This window comes from Streptosporangium oxazolinicum (assembly GCF_039537505.1).
GTDB lineage: Bacteria > Actinomycetota > Actinomycetes > Streptosporangiales > Streptosporangiaceae > Streptosporangium > Streptosporangium oxazolinicum.
On sequence record NZ_BAABAQ010000019.1, the window covers coordinates 138,883 to 157,078 of the forward strand.

At 70.7% G+C, this 18,196-nt stretch carries 16 protein-coding genes; 9 read left to right on the top strand and 7 right to left on the bottom strand.

The window, feature by feature from the left end:
- Positions 1 to 79 precede the first annotated feature (79 nt).
- Entirely contained in the window at positions 80 to 754 is a 675-nt protein-coding gene (locus ABD817_RS36650) for a pyridoxamine 5'-phosphate oxidase family protein (protein WP_344923025.1), read from the top strand.
- A gap of 406 nt (positions 755 to 1,160) precedes the next feature.
- On the opposite strand, the gene ABD817_RS36655 is transcribed toward ABD817_RS36650, so the two are convergent.
- Positions 1,161 to 1,742, bottom strand: coding sequence for a dihydrofolate reductase family protein (locus tag ABD817_RS36655; RefSeq protein ID WP_344923026.1), 582 nt, complete (start codon positions 1,740 to 1,742; stop codon positions 1,161 to 1,163).
- A gap of 294 nt (positions 1,743 to 2,036) precedes the next feature.
- On the opposite strand from ABD817_RS36655, the gene ABD817_RS36660 reads away from it, so the two are divergent.
- The 4 genes from ABD817_RS36660 (at position 2,037) to ABD817_RS36675 (ending at position 6,675) form a co-directional block, all read left to right on the top strand.
- A complete protein-coding gene (locus ABD817_RS36660; protein WP_344923027.1) occupies positions 2,037 to 3,194 on the top strand; it encodes an erythromycin esterase family protein in 1,158 nt (385 codons plus the stop codon).
- A gap of 126 nt (positions 3,195 to 3,320) precedes the next feature.
- Positions 3,321 to 4,562 (top strand): NAD(P)/FAD-dependent oxidoreductase, encoded by a 1,242-nt coding sequence (locus ABD817_RS36665; RefSeq protein ID WP_344923028.1) that lies wholly within the window; start codon positions 3,321 to 3,323, stop codon positions 4,560 to 4,562.
- Positions 4,559 to 5,455 carry an RNA polymerase sigma-70 factor gene (locus tag ABD817_RS36670; RefSeq protein ID WP_344923029.1) on the top strand — a complete coding sequence of 299 codons (897 nt, stop codon included), beginning with the start codon at positions 4,559 to 4,561 and terminating at the stop codon, positions 5,453 to 5,455. The genes ABD817_RS36665 and ABD817_RS36670 overlap by 4 nt, the downstream gene beginning before the upstream one ends.
- Positions 5,456 to 5,916: 461 nt before the next feature.
- A complete protein-coding gene (locus ABD817_RS36675; protein ID WP_344923030.1) occupies positions 5,917 to 6,675 on the top strand; it encodes an AfsR/SARP family transcriptional regulator in 759 nt (252 codons plus the stop codon).
- A gap of 221 nt (positions 6,676 to 6,896) precedes the next feature.
- Here the strand turns inward: ABD817_RS36675 and ABD817_RS36680 are convergent, their stop codons facing one another.
- Positions 6,897 to 8,315: an MFS transporter gene (locus ABD817_RS36680; protein WP_344923031.1), complete on the bottom strand. Its 1,419-nt coding sequence runs from the start codon at positions 8,313 to 8,315 to the stop codon at positions 6,897 to 6,899.
- 146 nt (positions 8,316 to 8,461) lie between these two features.
- Here ABD817_RS36680 and ABD817_RS36685 point away from each other — a divergent pair, with 146 nt between their 5' ends.
- From ABD817_RS36685 to ABD817_RS36700, 4 genes are all read left to right on the top strand, one after another.
- Positions 8,462 to 9,064, top strand: a complete 603-nt coding sequence (locus ABD817_RS36685; RefSeq protein ID WP_344923032.1) for a TetR/AcrR family transcriptional regulator — start codon at positions 8,462 to 8,464, stop codon at positions 9,062 to 9,064.
- A 256-nt stretch (positions 9,065 to 9,320) separates the two neighbouring features.
- Positions 9,321 to 12,107 carry a helix-turn-helix transcriptional regulator gene (locus ABD817_RS36690; protein ID WP_344923033.1) on the top strand — a complete coding sequence of 929 codons (2,787 nt, stop codon included), beginning with the start codon at positions 9,321 to 9,323 and terminating at the stop codon, positions 12,105 to 12,107.
- Positions 12,108 to 12,194: 87 nt separating this feature from the next.
- A complete protein-coding gene (locus ABD817_RS36695) occupies positions 12,195 to 12,743 on the top strand; it encodes an allene oxide cyclase barrel-like domain-containing protein (RefSeq protein WP_344923034.1) in 549 nt (182 codons plus the stop codon).
- Positions 12,744 to 12,760: 17 nt separating this feature from the next.
- The gene (locus tag ABD817_RS36700; RefSeq protein ID WP_344923035.1) at positions 12,761 to 13,759 is read left to right on the top strand and encodes an aldo/keto reductase; all 999 of its coding nucleotides are present in this window, start codon (positions 12,761 to 12,763) and stop codon (positions 13,757 to 13,759) included.
- A gap of 177 nt (positions 13,760 to 13,936) precedes the next feature.
- On the opposite strand, the gene ABD817_RS36705 is transcribed toward ABD817_RS36700, so the two are convergent.
- The 5 genes from ABD817_RS36705 to ABD817_RS36725 all read right to left on the bottom strand — a co-directional run bounded on the left by ABD817_RS36705 (position 13,937) and on the right by ABD817_RS36725 (position 18,104).
- The gene (locus tag ABD817_RS36705; protein WP_344923036.1) at positions 13,937 to 14,155 is read right to left on the bottom strand and encodes a ferredoxin; all 219 of its coding nucleotides are present in this window, start codon (positions 14,153 to 14,155) and stop codon (positions 13,937 to 13,939) included.
- A gap of 11 nt (positions 14,156 to 14,166) precedes the next feature.
- Positions 14,167 to 15,405 carry a cytochrome P450 gene (locus ABD817_RS36710; protein ID WP_344923037.1) on the bottom strand — a complete coding sequence of 413 codons (1,239 nt, stop codon included), beginning with the start codon at positions 15,403 to 15,405 and terminating at the stop codon, positions 14,167 to 14,169.
- 59 nt (positions 15,406 to 15,464) lie between these two features.
- A complete protein-coding gene (locus ABD817_RS36715; RefSeq protein WP_344923038.1) occupies positions 15,465 to 16,640 on the bottom strand; it encodes an acyltransferase family protein in 1,176 nt (391 codons plus the stop codon).
- 63 nt (positions 16,641 to 16,703) lie between these two features.
- Positions 16,704 to 16,910, bottom strand: coding sequence for a ferredoxin (locus tag ABD817_RS36720; protein ID WP_344923039.1), 207 nt, complete (start codon positions 16,908 to 16,910; stop codon positions 16,704 to 16,706).
- Positions 16,911 to 16,916: 6 nt separating this feature from the next.
- Complete coding sequence (locus ABD817_RS36725) at positions 16,917 to 18,104, bottom strand: cytochrome P450 (RefSeq protein WP_344923040.1); 1,188 nt, start codon at positions 18,102 to 18,104, stop codon at positions 16,917 to 16,919.
- Positions 18,105 to 18,196: the final 92 nt, after the last annotated feature.

The window sequence follows — 18,196 nt, forward strand, 5'->3', positions numbered from 1 at the left end:
AAGCCACCCCCACCCCGCCGCCGTACGGAGAGATCCGAGAACACTGTGGCGACACGAACCACCCCGAAAGGAGAGCCCCATGGCTGAACGACTCGCCACTCCCGGCGACCTCGGCCGCCGGATCACCAGACGACGCGAAACCCTCGGCCTGAACCGGGAGGAACTGGCCAACCGCGCGGGAATCAACGCCTCCTACCTCGCCTACGTGGAGCAAAGAGCGGCCGCGCCCGCCATCGAGACCATAGAACGCCTCGCCTCCGCCCTGGACACCAGCACCGCCGAACTCCTCGGCGCGACCGTCGACCAACCACCCGGGCAGGGCCGAGCCGCCCTCCACCCCGAGCTGGAAAGCCTGGACGCGAAGGAGTGCCTGCGGCTCATCTCCCCCGGCGGGATCGGCCGCCTGGCCTTCGACGACCTCGAAGGCCCGACGATCCTCCCGGTCAACTACGTCCTCCACGAAGGCTGCGTGATCTTCCGCACCGCCTTCGGCGGCCCATTCGACGCGAACCTGAACACCGGCCTGAAAGGAGTCGAATTCAAGATCGCCTTCGAGATCGACCGCATCGACGACGCCAACCGCGAGGGCTGGAGCGTACTCATCCGCGGCGGCGTCCACCACGTCTCCACCGCCGAAGAGCAGGCCGCCGTGATCGCCTTGAGCGTCCAGCCCTGGGCCGGCGGCGACCGCGAGCTCTACGTCAAGATCACACCCACCGATATCACCGGCCGCCGCATCCGGCACACCCCATAACCCACACCGGGACGGCCACCACCGGCCTCCGGGGAGGATCACCATGGTGCTTCTCGCCCACGCGCTGAGCGCCCTACCGGTAGCGGACGACGACGGCCACGTGGTGGACGTCGTCTCCGAACCACGGCACCGACCCGCGAAACCGGCGCGTCACGGCTTTTTCGCATCGCGGATGCCGGGCAGCACGGAACCCTTGTTTTTAGGGGCTGCCTTTAGTCCGTTTTGTACTGTTTGTCGGTTTTTTACCTATCGGCCGCCTTTACGAAGTAGATCACAAGTGTCTTTCGAGCCGCGCCTCAGAGCGGATCATCCGCCGCAGGTGAGCGGATCGGCGTCGGCTACCCGACCAGGGACAGCCTTGTGTCCCCGTTCGCAGTGGACTTCTTCGCGTACCCGCTCAGATCGGTCAACGACGCACCCGATAGCGCAGGTGAAGCACCCGGTTGCCCTGAATCATCACGTCAGGATCCTCCAACAGGTGCTGCGCGTGGACCGACCCGAAGTAGCGCTTGCCGGACCCGAACACGACGGGTACGACGTCCATGCGCACCTCGTCGATCAGGCCCGCGGCAAGCACCTGGCCACCGACGTCGCCGGCGGCGACCTCGACCATGCGGTCCCCCGCGAGCTCCTGCGCCTTGGCCACGGCTGCCTCGACGCCGTCGACGAAGTGAAACGGTGCCTCGGAGTCCCAGCCCTCGGGCATCGGCCGGTGCGTCACGACGACCACGTGGTCGATGCCGCCCGGAGGCTTTCCGTCCCAGCCGTCCGTCAGGTCGAAGACGTGGCGGCCGACGATCGTGACTCCGATCTGATCCCAGTACGCCCGGGTGTAGTCGTAGGAGATCTGCGACACCTTCAGCTCACCGCTCTCGTCCAACGGGACGTCACCGCTGGACAACCAGTCGAACAGCGGTCCGGGCTGGTCATTCTCGTCCGCGACGAAGCCGTCCACCGACACCGAGCTGTACATGACCACCTTGCCCACGGGGCTCTCCTCTGCTTTGGGGTGCCCCCAAATTAGCGGGTCGTGAGCTGTCACTCCTGTACGAAATCAATCGGCCGGCAGCGGCCAGCCGCCCAGCGCGTGGCCGGGATGCTCGCGCAGGAATCGCGGCGACCTCGCAGCGGCACGAGTTTGGCCCGTGTCCACCCCGCCGCCACCGGCCTCTCAGGGCCCGCCAACCTCATGGGCGCATCGCCGATTGAAGGTTTATCGCGGCGAAATCAGGGATTTCTCCGTCAAAGTTTACATCGAAAGTTCAACGATACCGTTGAGGCCATGGACATCAAGGACACAGCCCGGCCGCTCGACGGCACGGGTATCTCGGCCTTCCTCCGATCCCTTCCCGCCCGGCCCCTGCTGCTCGGCCTGGGCGAGGCGAGGCACTTCGCGGGGGAACTGGGCGAGGTGCGCAACGAGATCTTCCAGTACCTCGTCGAGCACGAGGGCTACCGGTCGTTCACGATCGAGAGCGACTGTCTCATGGGCCTGGTCGTGGACGACTACGTCACGACGGGCACGGGCACGCTCGACGACGTCATGGAACGCGGCTTCAGCCACGGTTTCGGCGCGCTCCCGGCCAACCGCGACCTCGTACGCTGGATGCGGGCGTACAACGAGGAGCACGAGGAAAAGCTCCGGTTCTTCGGGTTCGACGGCCCCTTGGAGTATTGGGCGGCGAGCCCGCGCCAGGCGCTCACCGCCCTCCACGCCCTCCTCGACGGCCCGCTCCCCTACACCGAGGAGACCCTCGACACGCTGCTGGGCCCGGACGACCGGTGGTCGAACGAGGCCACGGCGATGGATCCATCCCTGTCGATCGGCCGGTCCGCCAACGCCCAGCGGCTGCGGCTGGTCGCCGACGACCTGGTGGCGCTGCTCGACACGCAAGCGCCGCGGCTGAGCGCGCGGGACAGGGAGCGGGCGGCACTGTACGGGCGCACCGCCACCGGCCTGCTCCGCTACCACTACTGGATGGCCGACGCGTCCCCGGCACGCTGGACCCGGCTGTCGGCCCTGCGGGACGCGATGATGGCCGCCAACCTGCGTGCCGTCGCCGAGCGCGGCCCGGCCCTGGTCTTCGCCCACAACCTCCACCTGCAGCGGAACAAGACCCTCATGCCGTTCGGTGACCAGTCGCTGGAGTGGTGGAGCGCGGGGGCGATCACCGAGGCGTACCTGGGTGAGCAGTACGCCTTCCTGGCCTCGGCCCTCGGCACGGTCGGCGTCGACGTCCCGCCCCCGGACACCGTGGAGGGCGTCCTGTCCGCACTCCCCTGGGACCACTCCCTCGTCGACGCCCGCCACCTAGCCGAAGCCCTCGCGCAACCGAGCCCGCGCGTCTCGCCGGACCACGCCTACTTCCCGCTGGACCCGGCCCACCTCGACATGATCGACGGCATCGTCTTCCTCAGGGAGATCGCCAACCGGGACTGACAGCGCATGCCCGCCCCCACGGCGAGGCGTGGCGCGCGCCCGCGGAGTGATCTGCCTCACGCCCTGTCACAACGGCCGGTCACGCGGTGTCTTGAGATCGAACCCTCTTGGAACGAAGGAGACACCATGACCGAGAACACCGATGTGGTGGTGATCGGCGGCGGATACGCCGGCGTCATGGCGGCCAATCGCCTGACGCGGCGCGACGACGTGACGGTGACCCTGATCAACCCGCGCCCGTCCTTTGTGGAGCGGATCCGCCTGCACCAGCTGGTGGGCGGTTCCCACAACGCGGCCGTCGACTACCGTGACGTCCTGGCCGAGGGCGTCGATCTCGTGGTCGACACCGTGACGCGGATCGACGCGGCCGGGCGCCGCGTGACCTTGGCGACCGGCGGCACGGTCGGCTACGACTACCTGATCTACGCGGTCGGCAGTGGCAGCGCCGACCCGCGCGTGCCCGGAGCGGCCGAGTTCGCCTACCCGATCGCCGCTTTCGAGGAGGCACGGCGGCTACGGGCGGTCCTCGACACCACTCCCGTCACAGCCGCGGTGACGGTGGTCGGAGGGGGGCCGACCGGCATCGAGACCGCCGCCGAGCTGGCGGAGATCGGCCGCGCCGTGACCCTGGTCTGCGGCGAGGTGCTTGGCCCGTACCTGCACCCGCGGGGCCGGCGCTCGGTCGCCAGGCGGCTGGCCGAACTCGGGGTGACCGTGCTCGACGGCCCCGGCGCGACGGTGACGGCCGTGACCGGCGACGCCGTGCGGCTCGGTGACGGCCGCGAGCTGCCGAGCGAGGTGACCATCTGGACCGCCGGATTCGGCGTGCCGGACCTGGCCGCGCGCAGCGGGCTGAGCACCGACGCCCTGGGCCGCCTGCGCACGGACGAGACGCTGACCAGCGTGGACGACGTGCGCGTCGTCGCGGCCGGGGATGCGGCGGCACCGTCGGACCTGCCGTTCCGGATGAGCTGCCAGGCAGCGGTCCAGCTGGGCCCGCACGCCGCCGACACGGTGCTCAGCCGGATCGCGGGCGAACCCCCCGCGCCGCTCGCCCTCGCGCTCATCGCCCAGTGCGTCAGCCTGGGGCGCCAGGCCGGCATCTTCCAGATGGCCCACAGGAACGACGTCGCGATGGGGCTCTACCTGGGCGGCCGTCCTGGCGCGAAGCTCAAGGAGTTCATCTGCAAGGGTATCCTCTGGCAGCTGGCGTACCAGGCGCGCAGGCCCGGTTCGCTCGACTTCCCGGCCTGGGCGAAGGATGGCAGGCGCCGGCGGCTGCTGCGGACCGAGGCCTCGGATGTGGACACGCGTTTGAAGACCGTCGGCGACCGGGGCCGGCCGTCGAGGAGTGAGAGCGGGAGATGAGCGACCACGCCACCGATCCGGCGACCGAGGCGTTCGTCGCCCACCGCAACCTGTTGTTCACCGTCGCGTACGAGATGCTCGGGTCGGCGGCCGACGCCGAGGACGTCCTGCAGGAGACCTGGCTGCGGTGGGCCGGGGTCGACGTGGGGCAGGTGCGCGACCAGCGCGCCTACCTGGTGCGGATCACGACCCGGCAGTCGCTCAACCGGCTGCGTGCCATGAGGCGCCGCAAGGAGGCGTACGTCGGCCCCTGGCTGCCCGAGCCGCTGCTCACCGCGCCGGACGTGGCCTGCGACGTCGAGCTCGCCGAGAGCGTGTCGATGGCGCTCATGCTCGTCCTGGAGACGCTGTCGCCGACCGAGCGCGCCGTCTTCGTGCTGCGCGAGGCCTTCGGCGTCGGCTACGACGAGATCGCGGCCACCGTCGGCAAGAGCCCCGCGGCCGTCCGCCAGATCGCGCACCGCGCCCGCCGTCACGTCGACGCCCGGCGCCCTCGCGAGGCGGTCTCCCCGAGCCGGACCCGGGCGGTCCTGGAGTCCTTCCAGCGCGCGGCCGAGACCAGGGACCTGCGGGGCCTGCTCGACGTGCTCGCCCCCGAGGTCGTCTTCATGGCCGACGGCGGCGGCGTCAAGCAGGCCGCGCTACGGCCGATCATCGGTGCCGACAAGGTCGTCCGCATGATCGTCGGTAGTGTCGGCAAGGCCGGGGCGGCGCTCACCGTCGCCCCGACCGTGGTCAACGGCAACCCGGCGCTCGTTCTTCGCCTGGACGGCGAGATCGACGGCGTCATGGCGCTCCGGGTCGAGGACGACCGCATCACCGGCCTCTACTACGTCCGCAACCCGGAGAAGCTGACCCGCGTCGAATCCGAGACCCCGCTCACCCTGCGATGAACCCCGGTGGCGGAAAGGCCACCGGGGAAGCGAGCACGACACCGATGCCGCCCGTGGCACGTTTCTCGCCGGTACCCCGTCCACAGGACCGTCTCCAGGTCCGTGTACGTACGGGTTGAACAAGAGGAAAGCCTTCCTTTAGCCGCGGGGACGATGCTGCATGCGCGCGGAGCGGGGGGGACGTACGAGGGGACGGCACGCATCCCGCCGGATCCGCGGACGTCGTCCCGGCGACGAGCAGACGGGCCGAAGGAGCGTCACCGGCCGGCCTCCTCGGCGGCCGGTCGCCGGGCGCGTCGTGGTGACAATCGGAGACGGTGACTACGGCGACTACGCACCCGGTGGCGGGGTCGTACGCACTTCCGCTGATGGCAACCGGCTCATCCATCGCAAGAATGGCGCCAGCTGACAAAAAGGACCGATCACCACTTGATGTCAGGCTCAAGCCACTCGGGAGACAGATGAGATACGAACTGCTCGGGCCACTCCAACTGGTGGACGAGAGAACGCGCACGGTCAACGCGCCCAAGGTGGAGACCTTGCTGGCCGCCCTGCTGATCCGCGCGAACCAGCCGGTCTCGACGGATGAGCTGATCGACGAGTTGTGGGGAAACGCGCCGCCCCGGCGGGCCCGTGCCGCGCTGCACGTCTACATCTCCCATCTGCGTAAGAACTTCGTCCAACCGGCGGTCGAGGGCGCGACGATCAGGACCCACGCGCAGGGATACCTGCTGGAGGTCGAGAAGTCGTCGGTCGACGTGTTCCTCCTCCGGGCCCTGCACGCCGAGGGGCGGGCCGTGCCGGAGACCGATCCGGAGCGGGCGCTGGAGGTGTCCGCCGCCGCCGCGGGCCTGTTCCGAGGGCCGGTCCTGACGGGGATCAACAACGGGCTCATCGTGGGCACCTTCGCCCGGTGGGCGGAGGAGGTGCGGCTGGAGTGCCTGGAGACGGTCGCGCGCTGCTCGCTGCGGCTCGGAAGGCATCGGGAGCTGATCGGCGACCTGTCGGCGTGGGTCGAGGAGCACCCGCTGAACGAGAACCTTCGCGAGCACCTCATGCTGGCCCTCTACCGCTCCGGGCGGCGGGCCGAGGCGCTGGAGGTCTTCCAGTCCGCCCGGCAGGCGCTGCGGGAGGAACTCGGTCTCGATCCGCGCAGGACGATGCGCAGGCTGCAGTTCGCGATCCTCGAGGCGGACACCGACTACGCGATCGCGGGCTGAGACACCGGCACCGTCCCCCTCGCAGGACGGTGCCGGCGCTCGCTCACGTCCCGCTCAGCCCTGGGGCCTGTTTTGTGGATCTTTTCGCCTACTGCGGTCGCCCAGGCGGCGCCCCGCGGCGTTGTCGTCGTCGCCCATAACTCCGTTATGAACTCCTCCTCCGCCTTGCGGGACATCCACCTGGACGATCCTCGCCACGGCGAAGATCCACAAAACAGGCCTTAGGCCGGTTCGGCCCGGCGCGCCCCGGGGCCGAACCAGAAGAGCAGCGCCACCGCCAGGGCCAGCGCTATCGCCGCGCAGGCCCAGACGAATACCGACGAGATGTTCTCCGCGATGCCGCCGCCGTCTCCGGTGAACGGGATCAGCAGCGCCGCCAGGCCCAGCGACCCTCCGACGGTCAGCGCCGTCTGCAGCAGGCCGGCGGTGACGCCCGCGTACTCGGCCGGGGCGGTGGTCAGAATGATCATGTTGAACGGGATGATGGCCACGCCGACGCCGAGGCCCAAGACGACGAGCGCCGGGAGCACGCCGGTCAGGTAGGTGCTGTCGGCGCCGAGGCGGGTCAGCCACGCCACTCCGGCCAGCACCACGACCAGGCCGAGCAACGCGCGGACCTGCAGGCTCACGGACGCGATGTGCTTGGTGAGCAGCTGGGTGGAGACGAGCAGCGCCAGGCCGAAGGGCAGGATGGCGAGCCCGCTCAGCAGCGCGTCCAGCCCGAGCACGCCCTGCAGGTACTGGACCAGGTAGATCAGGAAACCGGTGAGCACCGCCGCGAGCAGCAGCAGGCACAGCAGGGCTCCCGCCCGTTGCCTCCCGGCGAAGACCGCCAGCGGCAGGAGCGGCTCCTCGGTGCGCCGGTCCCACACCAGCAGCGCCGCCGCCAGCACGACCGCCGCGCCCAGTGAGATGAGGGCTCCGGTCTCGCCCCAGCCGTTCTCGGCGGCGCGTACCAGGCCGTAGACGGCGGCGGTGACGGCCACGGTGCCCAGCAGGGCGCTCGGGAGACCGAGCGGGCGGGGCCGGGTGGCCTCGTCGCGCAGACCCAGCACCTTGGCGGAGACGGCGATGATGAGCAGGCCGAGGGGCACGTTGACCAGCAGGCTCCAGCGCCAGTCCCCCACCCAGGTCAGCACGCCGCCCAGGACCATGCCGGCGGAGGCCCCCAGCCCGGTGACGGTGGAGTACAGGCCGAAGGCGCGCTGCCGTCGCTCCCCTTCGAAGACGATCGCCAGCAGCGCCAGGCCGGTCGGTCCGGCGATCGCCGCGCCGGCACCCTGAAGGACCCGGCCGAGCAGCAGGATCTCCAGGTTGGGCGCGAGACCGGCCAGCAGCGAGGCCACGACGACCAGCCCGATCCCGGCGAGGAAGACCCGGCGGTGGCCGAGCACGTCACCGAGCCGGCCCGCGAGCAGCAGGAGCCCGCCGAAGGCGAGGAGGAAGCCGTTCGGCACCCACGACCCGCCGGTGATCGAGAGTCCCAGGTCGGACTGCAGGGTCGGCAGCGCGACGTTCACGATGGTGCCGTCGAGCTGCAGCATGAACTCCGCGCCGACGATCGCGGTGAGCGTGAGGGCCCACGGCCGGGCCGGGGCCTCCCGGGCCGGAACGCCGTCGGAGACGCTGTCGGTACTCATGAAACCTCCAAGGCCGACAAGGCCGATCACCCGGACACATACTGAGGCACCCTCAGGTTAGAGGCCGGAACTATACTGAGGAAGTCTCAGCTTGGATGAGGAAGAGTCAAGCTGAGGGCGCCTCAGTATGTCAAGCGGGAGGTTCGATGACCGGCACGCCCCACATCGCCCAACGCCCCAGGCGGGCCGACGGCCAGCGCAACTACGACGCCATCCTGGCCGCGGCCCGCAAGGCGTTCGAGGCCGACGGCTCCGAGGCGTCGCTGGAGAACATCGCCGCCCAGGCCGGCGTGGCGATCGGCACGCTGTACCGGCACTTCCCCTCCCGCGCCTCCCTGGTGGAGGCCGCCACCAGGGACGGACTGGCCGACCTCGTCACCCACGCCGAGCGGCTGGCCTCCTCCCCCGACCCGCTGCGGGCGCTGTCGGAGTGGATGGAGCAGGCCGTACGGCACTTCAGCACCTTCCGCGGACTGGTCGGCATCCTCGCGCAGAGCATGTACGACGAGGGGACCCCCTCGCACGCCATGTGCAGCGCGATGCACCACGGCGGCGCGGACCTGCTTCGCGCCGCGCAGGCCGCCGGCCTGGTACGCGCCGACCTCACCCCCGACGAGCTGTTCGACCTCCTCAGCGGCGCCGCCTGGGTGCGCGAGCAGTCCCTGCCGTCCTCGTCCGGCAGGGACGGCAGCCCCCGCTTCCTCCGCCTCGTCCTGGAGGGGATCACCACGCGCGATCGGGAACCCTGAACGGGCCGGACCGGCCCGCCCGCCGTCCCCCACCGGCAGGCGATCCGGCTCACCGTGCGGTCCTCCATCGACGGGTGATGATAAAAACCAACTAATTAGGTAGGCTTATAGTGGTTTTCGTCAGCGCCGGACCGGGGGGCCAGCACCCGACCCCCGCGGCCCGTCACCACCGGAAACGCCGGCCCGTACGCCCAAGGGAGCGCGATCAGGGCCACCCGTCGTTTTTCCTTCACGAACGCCTGGGGTCTTCACAGACATGAGTTCGTACGAAGAGAGCCTCTCCGACGCCGCGCCGGTCGCCGTGGTACGCACCGCCGAACTGGACAGACTGCAGCACCTGACCTGGCAGCCCGGAAGCGAAGGGCGTCTCATCGCCGTGGTCGGCGAACCGGGGGCCGGCAAGACGCACCTGCTGTCCGCGCTCGTGCGGGACCGGCAGTGGACCGTGCTGCCCGCCGCCGTCTACCGCTGCTCGCGCGGCGACCGGGAGGGCACGATGAACACCGTCAGGAAGATGCTGCGCCGGGCCCGGTTGTCCTCCGAGCGCCACCGGGAGTCACCGGGGATCACCGGCCTGTCACGGCACCGGCGGCAGCCGGACCGCGAGCTGGTGGTGATCGAGGACGCCCACCTCGCCGACGAGCGGACCATTCACGAGCTGGCCGGGATCGCCGAGGGCGCCTCCCCGCCGCTGGTGGACGTGGTCGTGTCGCTGCGCCCCCGGCAGACGCCCGAGGCGCTCACCGAGGCCGTCTCCCTCAGCGCGGCCTTCGGCCGCACTTCGCGCATCGAGCTGGAACCGCTCAGCGACGAGCAGATGCTCGCCATGACGCCCGTCCCCCCTCCGTACGATCTCCGCCGTCGCAGCCGCGGCAACCCGTTCAACCTGCGCGCCCTGCAGTCCCTCGACCACAGCGCGCGGTCCGGAAGTGACACCGCCGTCGCCCCGTTCGAGTTCACCGTGCTCACCGAGGTCCGGGGCCTCACGCTGAACGAGCGCTACGTGCTGAACGCCGCGGCGATCCTGCGCTCGCGGTTCGACGTCGAGCTGCTCGCCGAGGTCGCCGAACTGGACGGGCTGGTGGTCTCGGCCGCCGTACGCGGACTGGTCCGGCGCGACCTGGTGCGGGTCGAGCCGGTCGGCGCGCTGTTCTCCGTCCGGGACGAGGTCTTCGGCACGCTGCTGCGCAGGACGATCGACCCCTACTGGGCCACCCGCGCCCACCAGCGCGCCCTGCGCCTGCTCTCCGCCCGCGGCCAGGTCGGCACGCAGCTCGGCTTCCACCTGGTCAGCTCGCTGTCACGGGTCCGCGCGAGCGAGCTGACGCGGATCGTGGACGCGTCCTACGAGATGATGGAGACCGACGTCGCCGAGTGCGTCTCCTGGCTCACACCGGTGATCGCCGAGGCACCCGTCTCCAGCGAGATCGGGATGCGCGCCCGGCTGGCGCTGAGCACCGCGTTCGCGCGGATCGGGCGGATGACCGAGAGCCGGGACCTGCTCTTCCTGGTGCACGAGTCCGGCGGCTCGGTGGACCCGCTCGTGCTGGCCGGGCAGGTCGCCTCCGTGTCGATGGTCGAGGCCGTGCTCAGCCAGGACGTGCAGACCCTCGGCCTGCTCAACGAGTATCTCGCCCGGCCGGACCTGCGACACTCGCCGGTCTGGCCGCGCCTGGTGTTCGCGCGGGGCTTCCGTACGACCATGCTCGGCCGGATCCCGGGGAGGGCCGAGACCGAGCAGGCCCTCCAGGCGGCCCGCACCGGCCGCGACGATCTCACCGCCGCCGGCCTGCTCGGCCTCCGGGCGCTGGAGGCGACCTTCTCCGGCGAGGTGGAGCGGGCGCTGGCCGACGCGACCGCCGCGGGCGAGATGCTGGACCGCGCCCCGGAGCGCCTGGTGGCGCATCACCTGGAGAGCCTGTTCGTGGTCGTCCTCGCCCACCTCTACCTGGGCCACTACGTGGACGCCCAGCGGCAGGTACGGCGGGGCGTCGACGTCGCCCGTCACTGCCAGCGGATCTTCCTGCTCCCGGCGCTGCTGGTCCTGCTGAGCGAGTCCGAGCGCCACCTCGGGCAGCTCGAACAGGCACGCGAGGCCGCCAACGCCGCCATCATCGAGTCCGGTCCGGACAACTCCCTCCGGCACACCCAGGCGGTCGCGCTCAAATCCGCGGCCGAGGTCTGGATGCAGCCGGTGGGCAGCGGGAGGGCCAGGTCCCTCGCGCAACAGGCACTGGCCCGGCAGTCGCCGTCGCAGGCCAACGTCAACGGAAGCGCCTCGATCGCCGCGCTCACCCTCGCCAGGTGCGCGTGGCTCGACGGCGACCCCACGCACTGCGTCGCCCTCCTGCTCAACGAGGGCAAGGGAGCCGACCTGCGGACCGTCCCCGTAGCCTACCGCAACACCGTCTGGGAGATGCTGTGCGCCGCCGGGATGGACGCCGGAATGCCCCTGGACGGCTGGGTGCGCAGAAGCCAGGAACACGCCCGCGCCGTTCCGATGCCGCACAACCTCGCCTACGCCGACCTCACCCGGGGGCACCTGTGCCGCGTGCGGGGTTCGCTCGCCGAGGCGGCGCAGTGCTATCACGACGCGGCCGACCGCTTCGCGTCGGTGGGAATGGGCATCGAGCAGTGCTACGCGCTGGGGCAGGCGGCACGCGTGCTCGGCGAGCTGGGCCACGCCGACCGGTCGTCCCGCACGGCGAGGCTCGCCGCCGAGATGGCCCACCGGTCGGGGGCGGTGACCATGCTCGACTGGCTCGGCAGGCAGGTGACCGTGCCGGTTCCCGCGGAGCTCGAACCGGAGGCCGGGCCCGTGGAGATGTTCGGCCGGCTCACGCACCGCGAGCGTGAGATCGCACTGCTCATCTGCACGGGCATGAAGCGCCGCGAGATCGCCGACCGGCTCACCATCAGCATGCGGACCGTCGACGTCCACCTGACCCGGATCTACCGGAAGACCGGGGTGAGCTCCCGGATGGAACTCGCCCTGGCCACCCGGCGAAAAGCGGCCGGCCACGACTACGCCGCACGCTTTTAGAACCACTTGAGCTGTTCTTCCTAATGTCGGTTCCTGCGAGCCTCCGCGATCCGGACGGCGGCTCGGGATGCCGCCCAGGAGGCGATCATGGATTTCCGCGTGCTGTCCGCTCGGATCTCACCGGTGCTCGACACGGTGAGCTCCTGGGCACTGCCGTACGTCGCGGCCCCGCCGGAAACCACGTCGGAACGGGTCGGCGCCCTCGGCAGGCCGGGCCGGTCGCTGATCCTGCGCGACCTCACCGAGAAGGTCGTCGAGTACCAGTCCAGCAATCCCGACCCCACCGGGACGACCCCCACCGAGAAGGATTTCGCCACCGTGCGGCTTGAGATATTCGGCCCGGACGGCGAACCGCTCGGCCACACCAGCGGGGCGGGCCGCATGCTCTACAAACAGGAGCACGACGGGCACTTCATCGCCTACTTCGGGGAGGAGATCCGGCTGCGCGACGGCAACGTCATCCGGTCCGGCGGCCTGGTCGACGACGCCCGGCTCACCGCCGGTGAGGCCGCCACCTTCCCCGCGGTCGTCGTCGAGGGACCGTTGCGCGGCGCCATCGGGTTCCGCCAGTTCCGGCCACTGGTCAAGGACGCCCACGACACCTACGAGTCGTCGATCGTCGTCTACCTCCGATAACGGGACGGAGAGCGCAGATGACCCTGACACGACTCCCCACGCGCAGGATCGGCTCCCTGACCGTGGGCACGCAGGGCCTCGGCTGCCTCGGCATGTCGGAGTTCTACGGCGCCACGGTGGAGAGCGAGTCGATCGCGACCATCCGGCGCGCCCTCGACCTCGGGGCGACGCTGCTGGACACCGCCGACGTCTACGGCCACGGCGCCGGCGAGGAACTGGTCGGCAAGGCCGTCGCCGGACGGCGGGAGACGGCGGTCGTGGCGACCAAGTTCGGCGTGGTGCGCCCCGGCCCCGGCGTCGGCGCCGCCGTCCGGGGGGACGCCGGTTACGTCCGGCGGAGCTGCGAGGCCTCGCTGCGGCGGCTCGGCGTCGACCACATCGACCTGTTCTACCTCACGCGCGTCGACACCGAGGTCGGCGTCGAGGAGACCGTCGGCGCGATGGCCGAGCTGGCCGCCGCCGGGAAGATCCGTGAGATCGGGTTGTGCGAGGCCGGACCCGACACCCTCCGCCGCGCCCACGCGGTGGCCCCGATCGCCGCGCTGCAGACCGAATGGTCACTGTGGTCGCGGGACATCGAGCACCGGATCGTCGCGACGTGCCGGGAACTGGGCATCGCGCTGGTGCCGTACTCCCCGCTGGGCCGGGGCTTCCTCAGCGGCGCCATCCGTTCCCCGGAGCAGCTGGAGGAGGGCGACTTCCGGCGTTTCGGGCTGCCCAGGTTCGCCCCGGACAACCTGCCGCGCAACCTCGCCCTCGCCGACCGTCTCGCCGAGCTCGCCCGCGAGCTGCGGATCACCGCGGCGCAACTGGCGCTGGCGTGGTTGCACCACCGGGGTCCGGACGTGATCCCCATCCCGGGAACGAGGCGCCGCGCTCACCTGGAGGAGAACATCGACGCCGCCTTCCTGAGCCTCACCCCGGCCGACCTGGCCGCCGTGGAGGCGGCCGTGCCCCCGGAGGAGGTGTACGGGGAGCGCTGGAACGAGCAGAGCATGCGGTTCGTCGACCGCTGAGGCGGCCGACGGGGCAGCCGGGGGGCGGCCGGGAGGCAAAGGGCAGGTCGGTCGAAGGGCCGGTGGAACGCGGCGTCGCGTTCCACCGGCCCTTCGAGCCTTTAGGCTTTTGCCCCTTTTGAGCTTTTGAGCCTTTGGGCTTTTGTGAACCGCGCCAGGCTCGTGCCGAGCCCGCGGTCACCCGCTCGGTACCCGCTCGGTGACCGCGGGCGCGACGGCGATCGCGCGGGACGGGCAGAGGTCCTCGGCCGTCTCCACGGCCTCGCGGGCGTCCTCGCCCGGATCCGCGTCGAGGACGACGACCAGGCCGTCCTCGCCGTGGTCGAACACCGTGGGCGCGCTGATCGCGCAGTGGCCGGCGGCCATGCAGCGACGCCGGTCGGCGGTCACCTTCATCGTGTCTCCTCTCACCACTCGACGGGCAGGGTGTGGACACCTTGCATCGTGCCTCCGCTGCGCGTGGGCAGCCTGTCCAGCGGCACGGCGAGCCGCAGCTCCGGGATCCGGTCGAAAAGGACGGCGAACGCCACCTCCAGTTCCATCCGCGCCAGGTTCTGGCCGAGGCACTGGTGGATGCCGAACCCGAACGTGAGGTGATGGCGGCCGGAGGCGACGTTGTGCCCGCCGGCGCGACGGACGTCGAACCGGTACGGGTCGGGGAAGGCCTCGGGGTCGCGGTTGGTCATCGAGGAGGACACCAGGACTCCCTCACCGGCCCGGATGACATGTCCGTCGATCTCGATGTCCTCGGTCGCCACCCGCACCCCCGAGACATCCGTCACCGACACCATGCGCAGCAACTCGTCCACCGCGGCGGGCAGCACGCCCGGGTCGGCGCGCAGCGCCGCCAGCTGGTCCGGGTGCTCCAGCAGGGTGACCACCCCGAGCGCGATCATCTGGGACGTCGTGTCGTGCCCTCCGATCAGCAGCGCCAGCGCGATGCGCACCAGGTCCTCCCGGGTCAGGTCGCCGTCCTCGTCGACCTGGCCCACCAGCCGGCTCAGCACCCCCTCCCCGCCGGGCTCGCGTTCCTTCACGGTGATCAGCTTGTCCAGGTAGTCCCAGAGCGCCTGACCGGCCGCCTCGGCGTCCCGCGCGCTCTTGGCCTGCAGCAGCCCCACCGTCATCGCCTCGAAGAACGCGTGGTCGTCGTACGGCACGCCGAGCAGCTCCGAGATCACCATGGACGGGATCGGCAGCGCGTAGTCCTCGATCAACTCCGCGGGCGGCCCCTTGCGGAGTATGTCGTCCACCAGCCTCCCGGCGAGTTCCTCGACGCTCCCGCGCAGGGCGCGTACCTGCTTGAGACTGAAGTCGGGGGCGAGCAGGCGGCGGTGGATGTCGTGCACGGGCGGGTCGAACCCGATGATCGCGATGGGTTTGAAGATGGGGGCGTCCAGCCGGGGCAGGACCGCGGGGAAGTCGTCGCGGGAACGGTCGGCCGACATGCGCGGGTCGGCGAGCAGCCGCCGTGCCTGCGCGTGCCCGGTCACCATCCAGATGGACTTTCCGTCCCACAGTCCTACCCGGTGCAGTGGTCCCCCCTCCCCCAGTTCCCGGTAGCCGGGGGACGGCTGCCAGGGACAGCTCCGGTCCTGGGGGTAGGCGAAGAGCCGCTCGTCCTCGGCCGGGATGGGAGTGGTCACGATGTGGTACCTCCTGTCGTCTCGTTTGCGCTCGTCTCCGTGGGGGCGGGAGGGGATCGTCAGCTCGCCGGTTCCGGGGAGGGGGAAGGGGGGTCCGGCTGGAGCGCGCCGGTGACCGGCCGGGGATGGGGGCGGGGGCGGGCCCACGCGCGCATGGCGGGTTCCTCGACGAGGCGGTTCAGCGCCCACGCCACCACCGTCGTGATCCCGAACAGGACCGTGATGACACCGAGGGCGGCCGGCGCGTCCCATGTCCGGCCGGCGCCGATCGCGATGTGCCCGAACTGCAGGACCAGGAAGTGCGTCAGGTACGACGCGTACGAGATCCCGCCCAGCCACTGCAGGGTCCGGCTGCGGAACGGCGTTGGCGCGCCCCGCTCGTCCGCGACGGCCACGGCCGCGATCAGCAGGGCCAGCGGCAGGGCGATCGTCGCGGTGAGCCCGTAGACGCTCGGCCACAGGTACGCCTGCAGGGCGAATCCGGCCGCCAGGACCAGGAGCGCCCGGCCCACGCCCAGCGGGATCCACCGGCCCGTCAGCACGATGCGGGCCATGATGATGCCGAGGACGAAGTCCAGCGCCCGGATCGGCGGGAAGGAGACCAGGAACCAGTTCTGCACGAAGGACATGTCCTGGCCGGGCAGCTGGGGCGTCCCGGGCAGGACGAGGAGGGCGACGGCGGGCAGCAGCGCGATCACGGCGGCGACGGCGCCGGCCGCCCACCACAGCCGCCGGACGGGGATCCTGCGGACGAGCGCGTGCAGGAAGGGGAAGGCCAGGTAGAAGAGCAGGTCGCAGGCGAGGGACCAGGTGACGACGTTGATCGTGATGACCACGTCCATCTGGGGGAGCCAGGTGTGCACGAGGAACAGGCTCGGCAGCAGTTTGGGCAGGTCCACGGCCTGGCCCGCCCACACGGCCAGGCCGAGCGCGGCCAGCCAGGTCACCACGTGGACCGGGTAGACCTTGACCAGGCGCCGGCGCCAGAAGCCCGTCCTGGACTGCCCCTCCCGCGCCGACCAGGTCAGCACGAACCCGCTCAGCACGAAGAAGAACTCCACACCGAGCCAGCCCGAGGCGAAGGCGAAGGTCTGCAGGGAGGCGGCGGTCTCCTGGTGGAAGAAACCCAGGACGCAGGCGTGGCACACGAACACCAGGAACGCCGCCACGAATCTCATCCCGGTCAACGAGGGAAGCCGCACGGCCTCCCGCGACGAGTGCGTCGAGTGCGTCATGTTCTCTTTCTCTGCTTTCTCCGGACGGCCTTCGTAGAAGGCCGGTCCGGACCTGTGGGAAGGTCAGCCCTCCGGTGGTCTCTCGCTGATCCGGATGGCCTGTGCCGGGCAGAGGAAGGCGGCCCTGCGGACCCGTGCCTCCTCCTCCGGCGCGGGCGACGGGGTGAGCACGACGACCAGGCCGTCATCGTCCTGGTCGAAGACGTCGGAGGTGGTGGCCATGCAGCGTCCGCCGCTGATGCAGCGCTCCCGATCCGCCCGCACCCACATCCGGCGTCACCACTCGACCGGCAGTTGCAGCACCCGCTGCACGGTGCCCGCGCCGAGGATGGGCAGCTCGTCCACGGGCACGGCGAGCCGTAGCCCCGGGATCCGGGTCAGCAGCTGGTGCAGGGCGATCTCCAGTTCGAGCCGGGCCAGGTTCTGGCCGAGGCACTGGTGGATGCCGAACCCGAAGGTGAGGTGATGGGTGTCCTCGCGCAGGACGTCGAACTCGTGGGCCCGCAGGTGCACCTGGTCGTCCCGGTTGGCCAGCGTGCCCGAGACGAGCACCCCCTCCCCCTCCCGGATGAGGTGACCGGCGATCTCGATGTCCCCCTTCGCGACGCGGGTCGCGACGAGGTCCGTGGTCGCGATGTAGCGCAGGAGTTCCTCGATCGCGCCGGGCAGGCGGGCGGGGTCCTCCCGCACCCGCGCCAGCTGGTCCGGGTGCTCCAGCAGCGTGATGATGCCCAGGGCGAGGGAGGAGGAGGTCGTCTCGTGGGCGGCGATCAGGAGCACCAGCGCGATCGAGACGAGTTCGTCGTGTCCGACGTCGCCGGGGATGACCCGCTCCCGCACCAGCGTGCCGAGCAGGCCGTCGGTGGGGTCCTTGATCTGCGCGGCCACCAGCCGGTCGATGTAGTCGACCAGGTCCTGGGCCGCCGTCGCCGACTCCTCCTCGGTGCCCAGCATCACCTTGCCGCTGGCGTCCTGGAAGAAGTCGTGGTCCTCGTACGGGACGCCGAGGTGCCGGCAGATCACCAGGGACGGGAGGGGCACCGCGAGCATCGGCACCAGGTCGGCGGGAGGGCCGTGGTCGACGATCGCGTCGATGTACCCGGACACGATCTCCTCCAGCTGGGGGCGCATCCCTCGGACCGTCTTGAGGCTGAAGTGCGGGTTGAGGTAGCGCCGGTAGGTGTCGTGGACGGGCGGGTCCATCGCGATGAGCGCCAGGGTGCGGGCGATCTGCGAGCGGAACCGGGGCGCGACGATGGGGAACCCGGGGTGGGTGCGTTGCGAGGACAGGTTCGGGTTGGTCAGGATCTCCCGCGACTCCCGGTACCCCGTCACCATCCACGCCTCGCGGCCGTCGAAGAGCGTCACCTTGAGCACCGGCCCCCGCTCGCCGATCTCCTGGTATCCGGGCGGCGGCTCGTAGGGACATGTGCGTTTCTGCGGGTACGGCGGAGCTTCCGTCATTTCCATCCTTCGGCCAGACAAGAAAGGAACGGCGCCATTGCCGTGCGACGACAACGACATTAGGCAGGAATGAAATATGGGGCAAGGCCGGT

Excerpts from the sequence above, each read along its gene's own strand:
- ABD817_RS36705 (WP_344923036.1), bottom strand. The coding sequence starts at position 14,155 with ATGAAGGTGACCGCCGACCGGCGTCGCTGCATGGCCGCCGGCCACTGC.
- ABD817_RS36695 (WP_344923034.1), top strand. The coding sequence starts at position 12,195 with ATGGATTTCCGCGTGCTGTCCGCTCGGATCTCACCGGTGCTCGACACG.
- ABD817_RS36660 (WP_344923027.1), top strand. The coding sequence starts at position 2,037 with ATGGACATCAAGGACACAGCCCGGCCGCTCGACGGCACGGGTATCTCG.
- ABD817_RS36725 (WP_344923040.1), bottom strand. The coding sequence starts at position 18,104 with ATGACGGAAGCTCCGCCGTACCCGCAGAAACGCACATGTCCCTACGAG.
- ABD817_RS36675 (WP_344923030.1), top strand. The coding sequence starts at position 5,917 with ATGAGATACGAACTGCTCGGGCCACTCCAACTGGTGGACGAGAGAACG.
- ABD817_RS36690 (WP_344923033.1), top strand. The coding sequence starts at position 9,321 with ATGAGTTCGTACGAAGAGAGCCTCTCCGACGCCGCGCCGGTCGCCGTG.
- ABD817_RS36715 (WP_344923038.1), bottom strand. The coding sequence starts at position 16,640 with ATGACGCACTCGACGCACTCGTCGCGGGAGGCCGTGCGGCTTCCCTCG.
- ABD817_RS36665 (WP_344923028.1), top strand. The coding sequence starts at position 3,321 with ATGACCGAGAACACCGATGTGGTGGTGATCGGCGGCGGATACGCCGGC.
- ABD817_RS36650 (WP_344923025.1), top strand. The coding sequence starts at position 80 with ATGGCTGAACGACTCGCCACTCCCGGCGACCTCGGCCGCCGGATCACC.
- ABD817_RS36685 (WP_344923032.1), top strand. The coding sequence starts at position 8,462 with ATGACCGGCACGCCCCACATCGCCCAACGCCCCAGGCGGGCCGACGGC.
- ABD817_RS36720 (WP_344923039.1), bottom strand. The coding sequence starts at position 16,910 with ATGTGGGTGCGGGCGGATCGGGAGCGCTGCATCAGCGGCGGACGCTGC.
- ABD817_RS36670 (WP_344923029.1), top strand. The coding sequence starts at position 4,559 with ATGAGCGACCACGCCACCGATCCGGCGACCGAGGCGTTCGTCGCCCAC.
- ABD817_RS36700 (WP_344923035.1), top strand. The coding sequence starts at position 12,761 with ATGACCCTGACACGACTCCCCACGCGCAGGATCGGCTCCCTGACCGTG.
- ABD817_RS36680 (WP_344923031.1), bottom strand. The coding sequence starts at position 8,315 with ATGAGTACCGACAGCGTCTCCGACGGCGTTCCGGCCCGGGAGGCCCCG.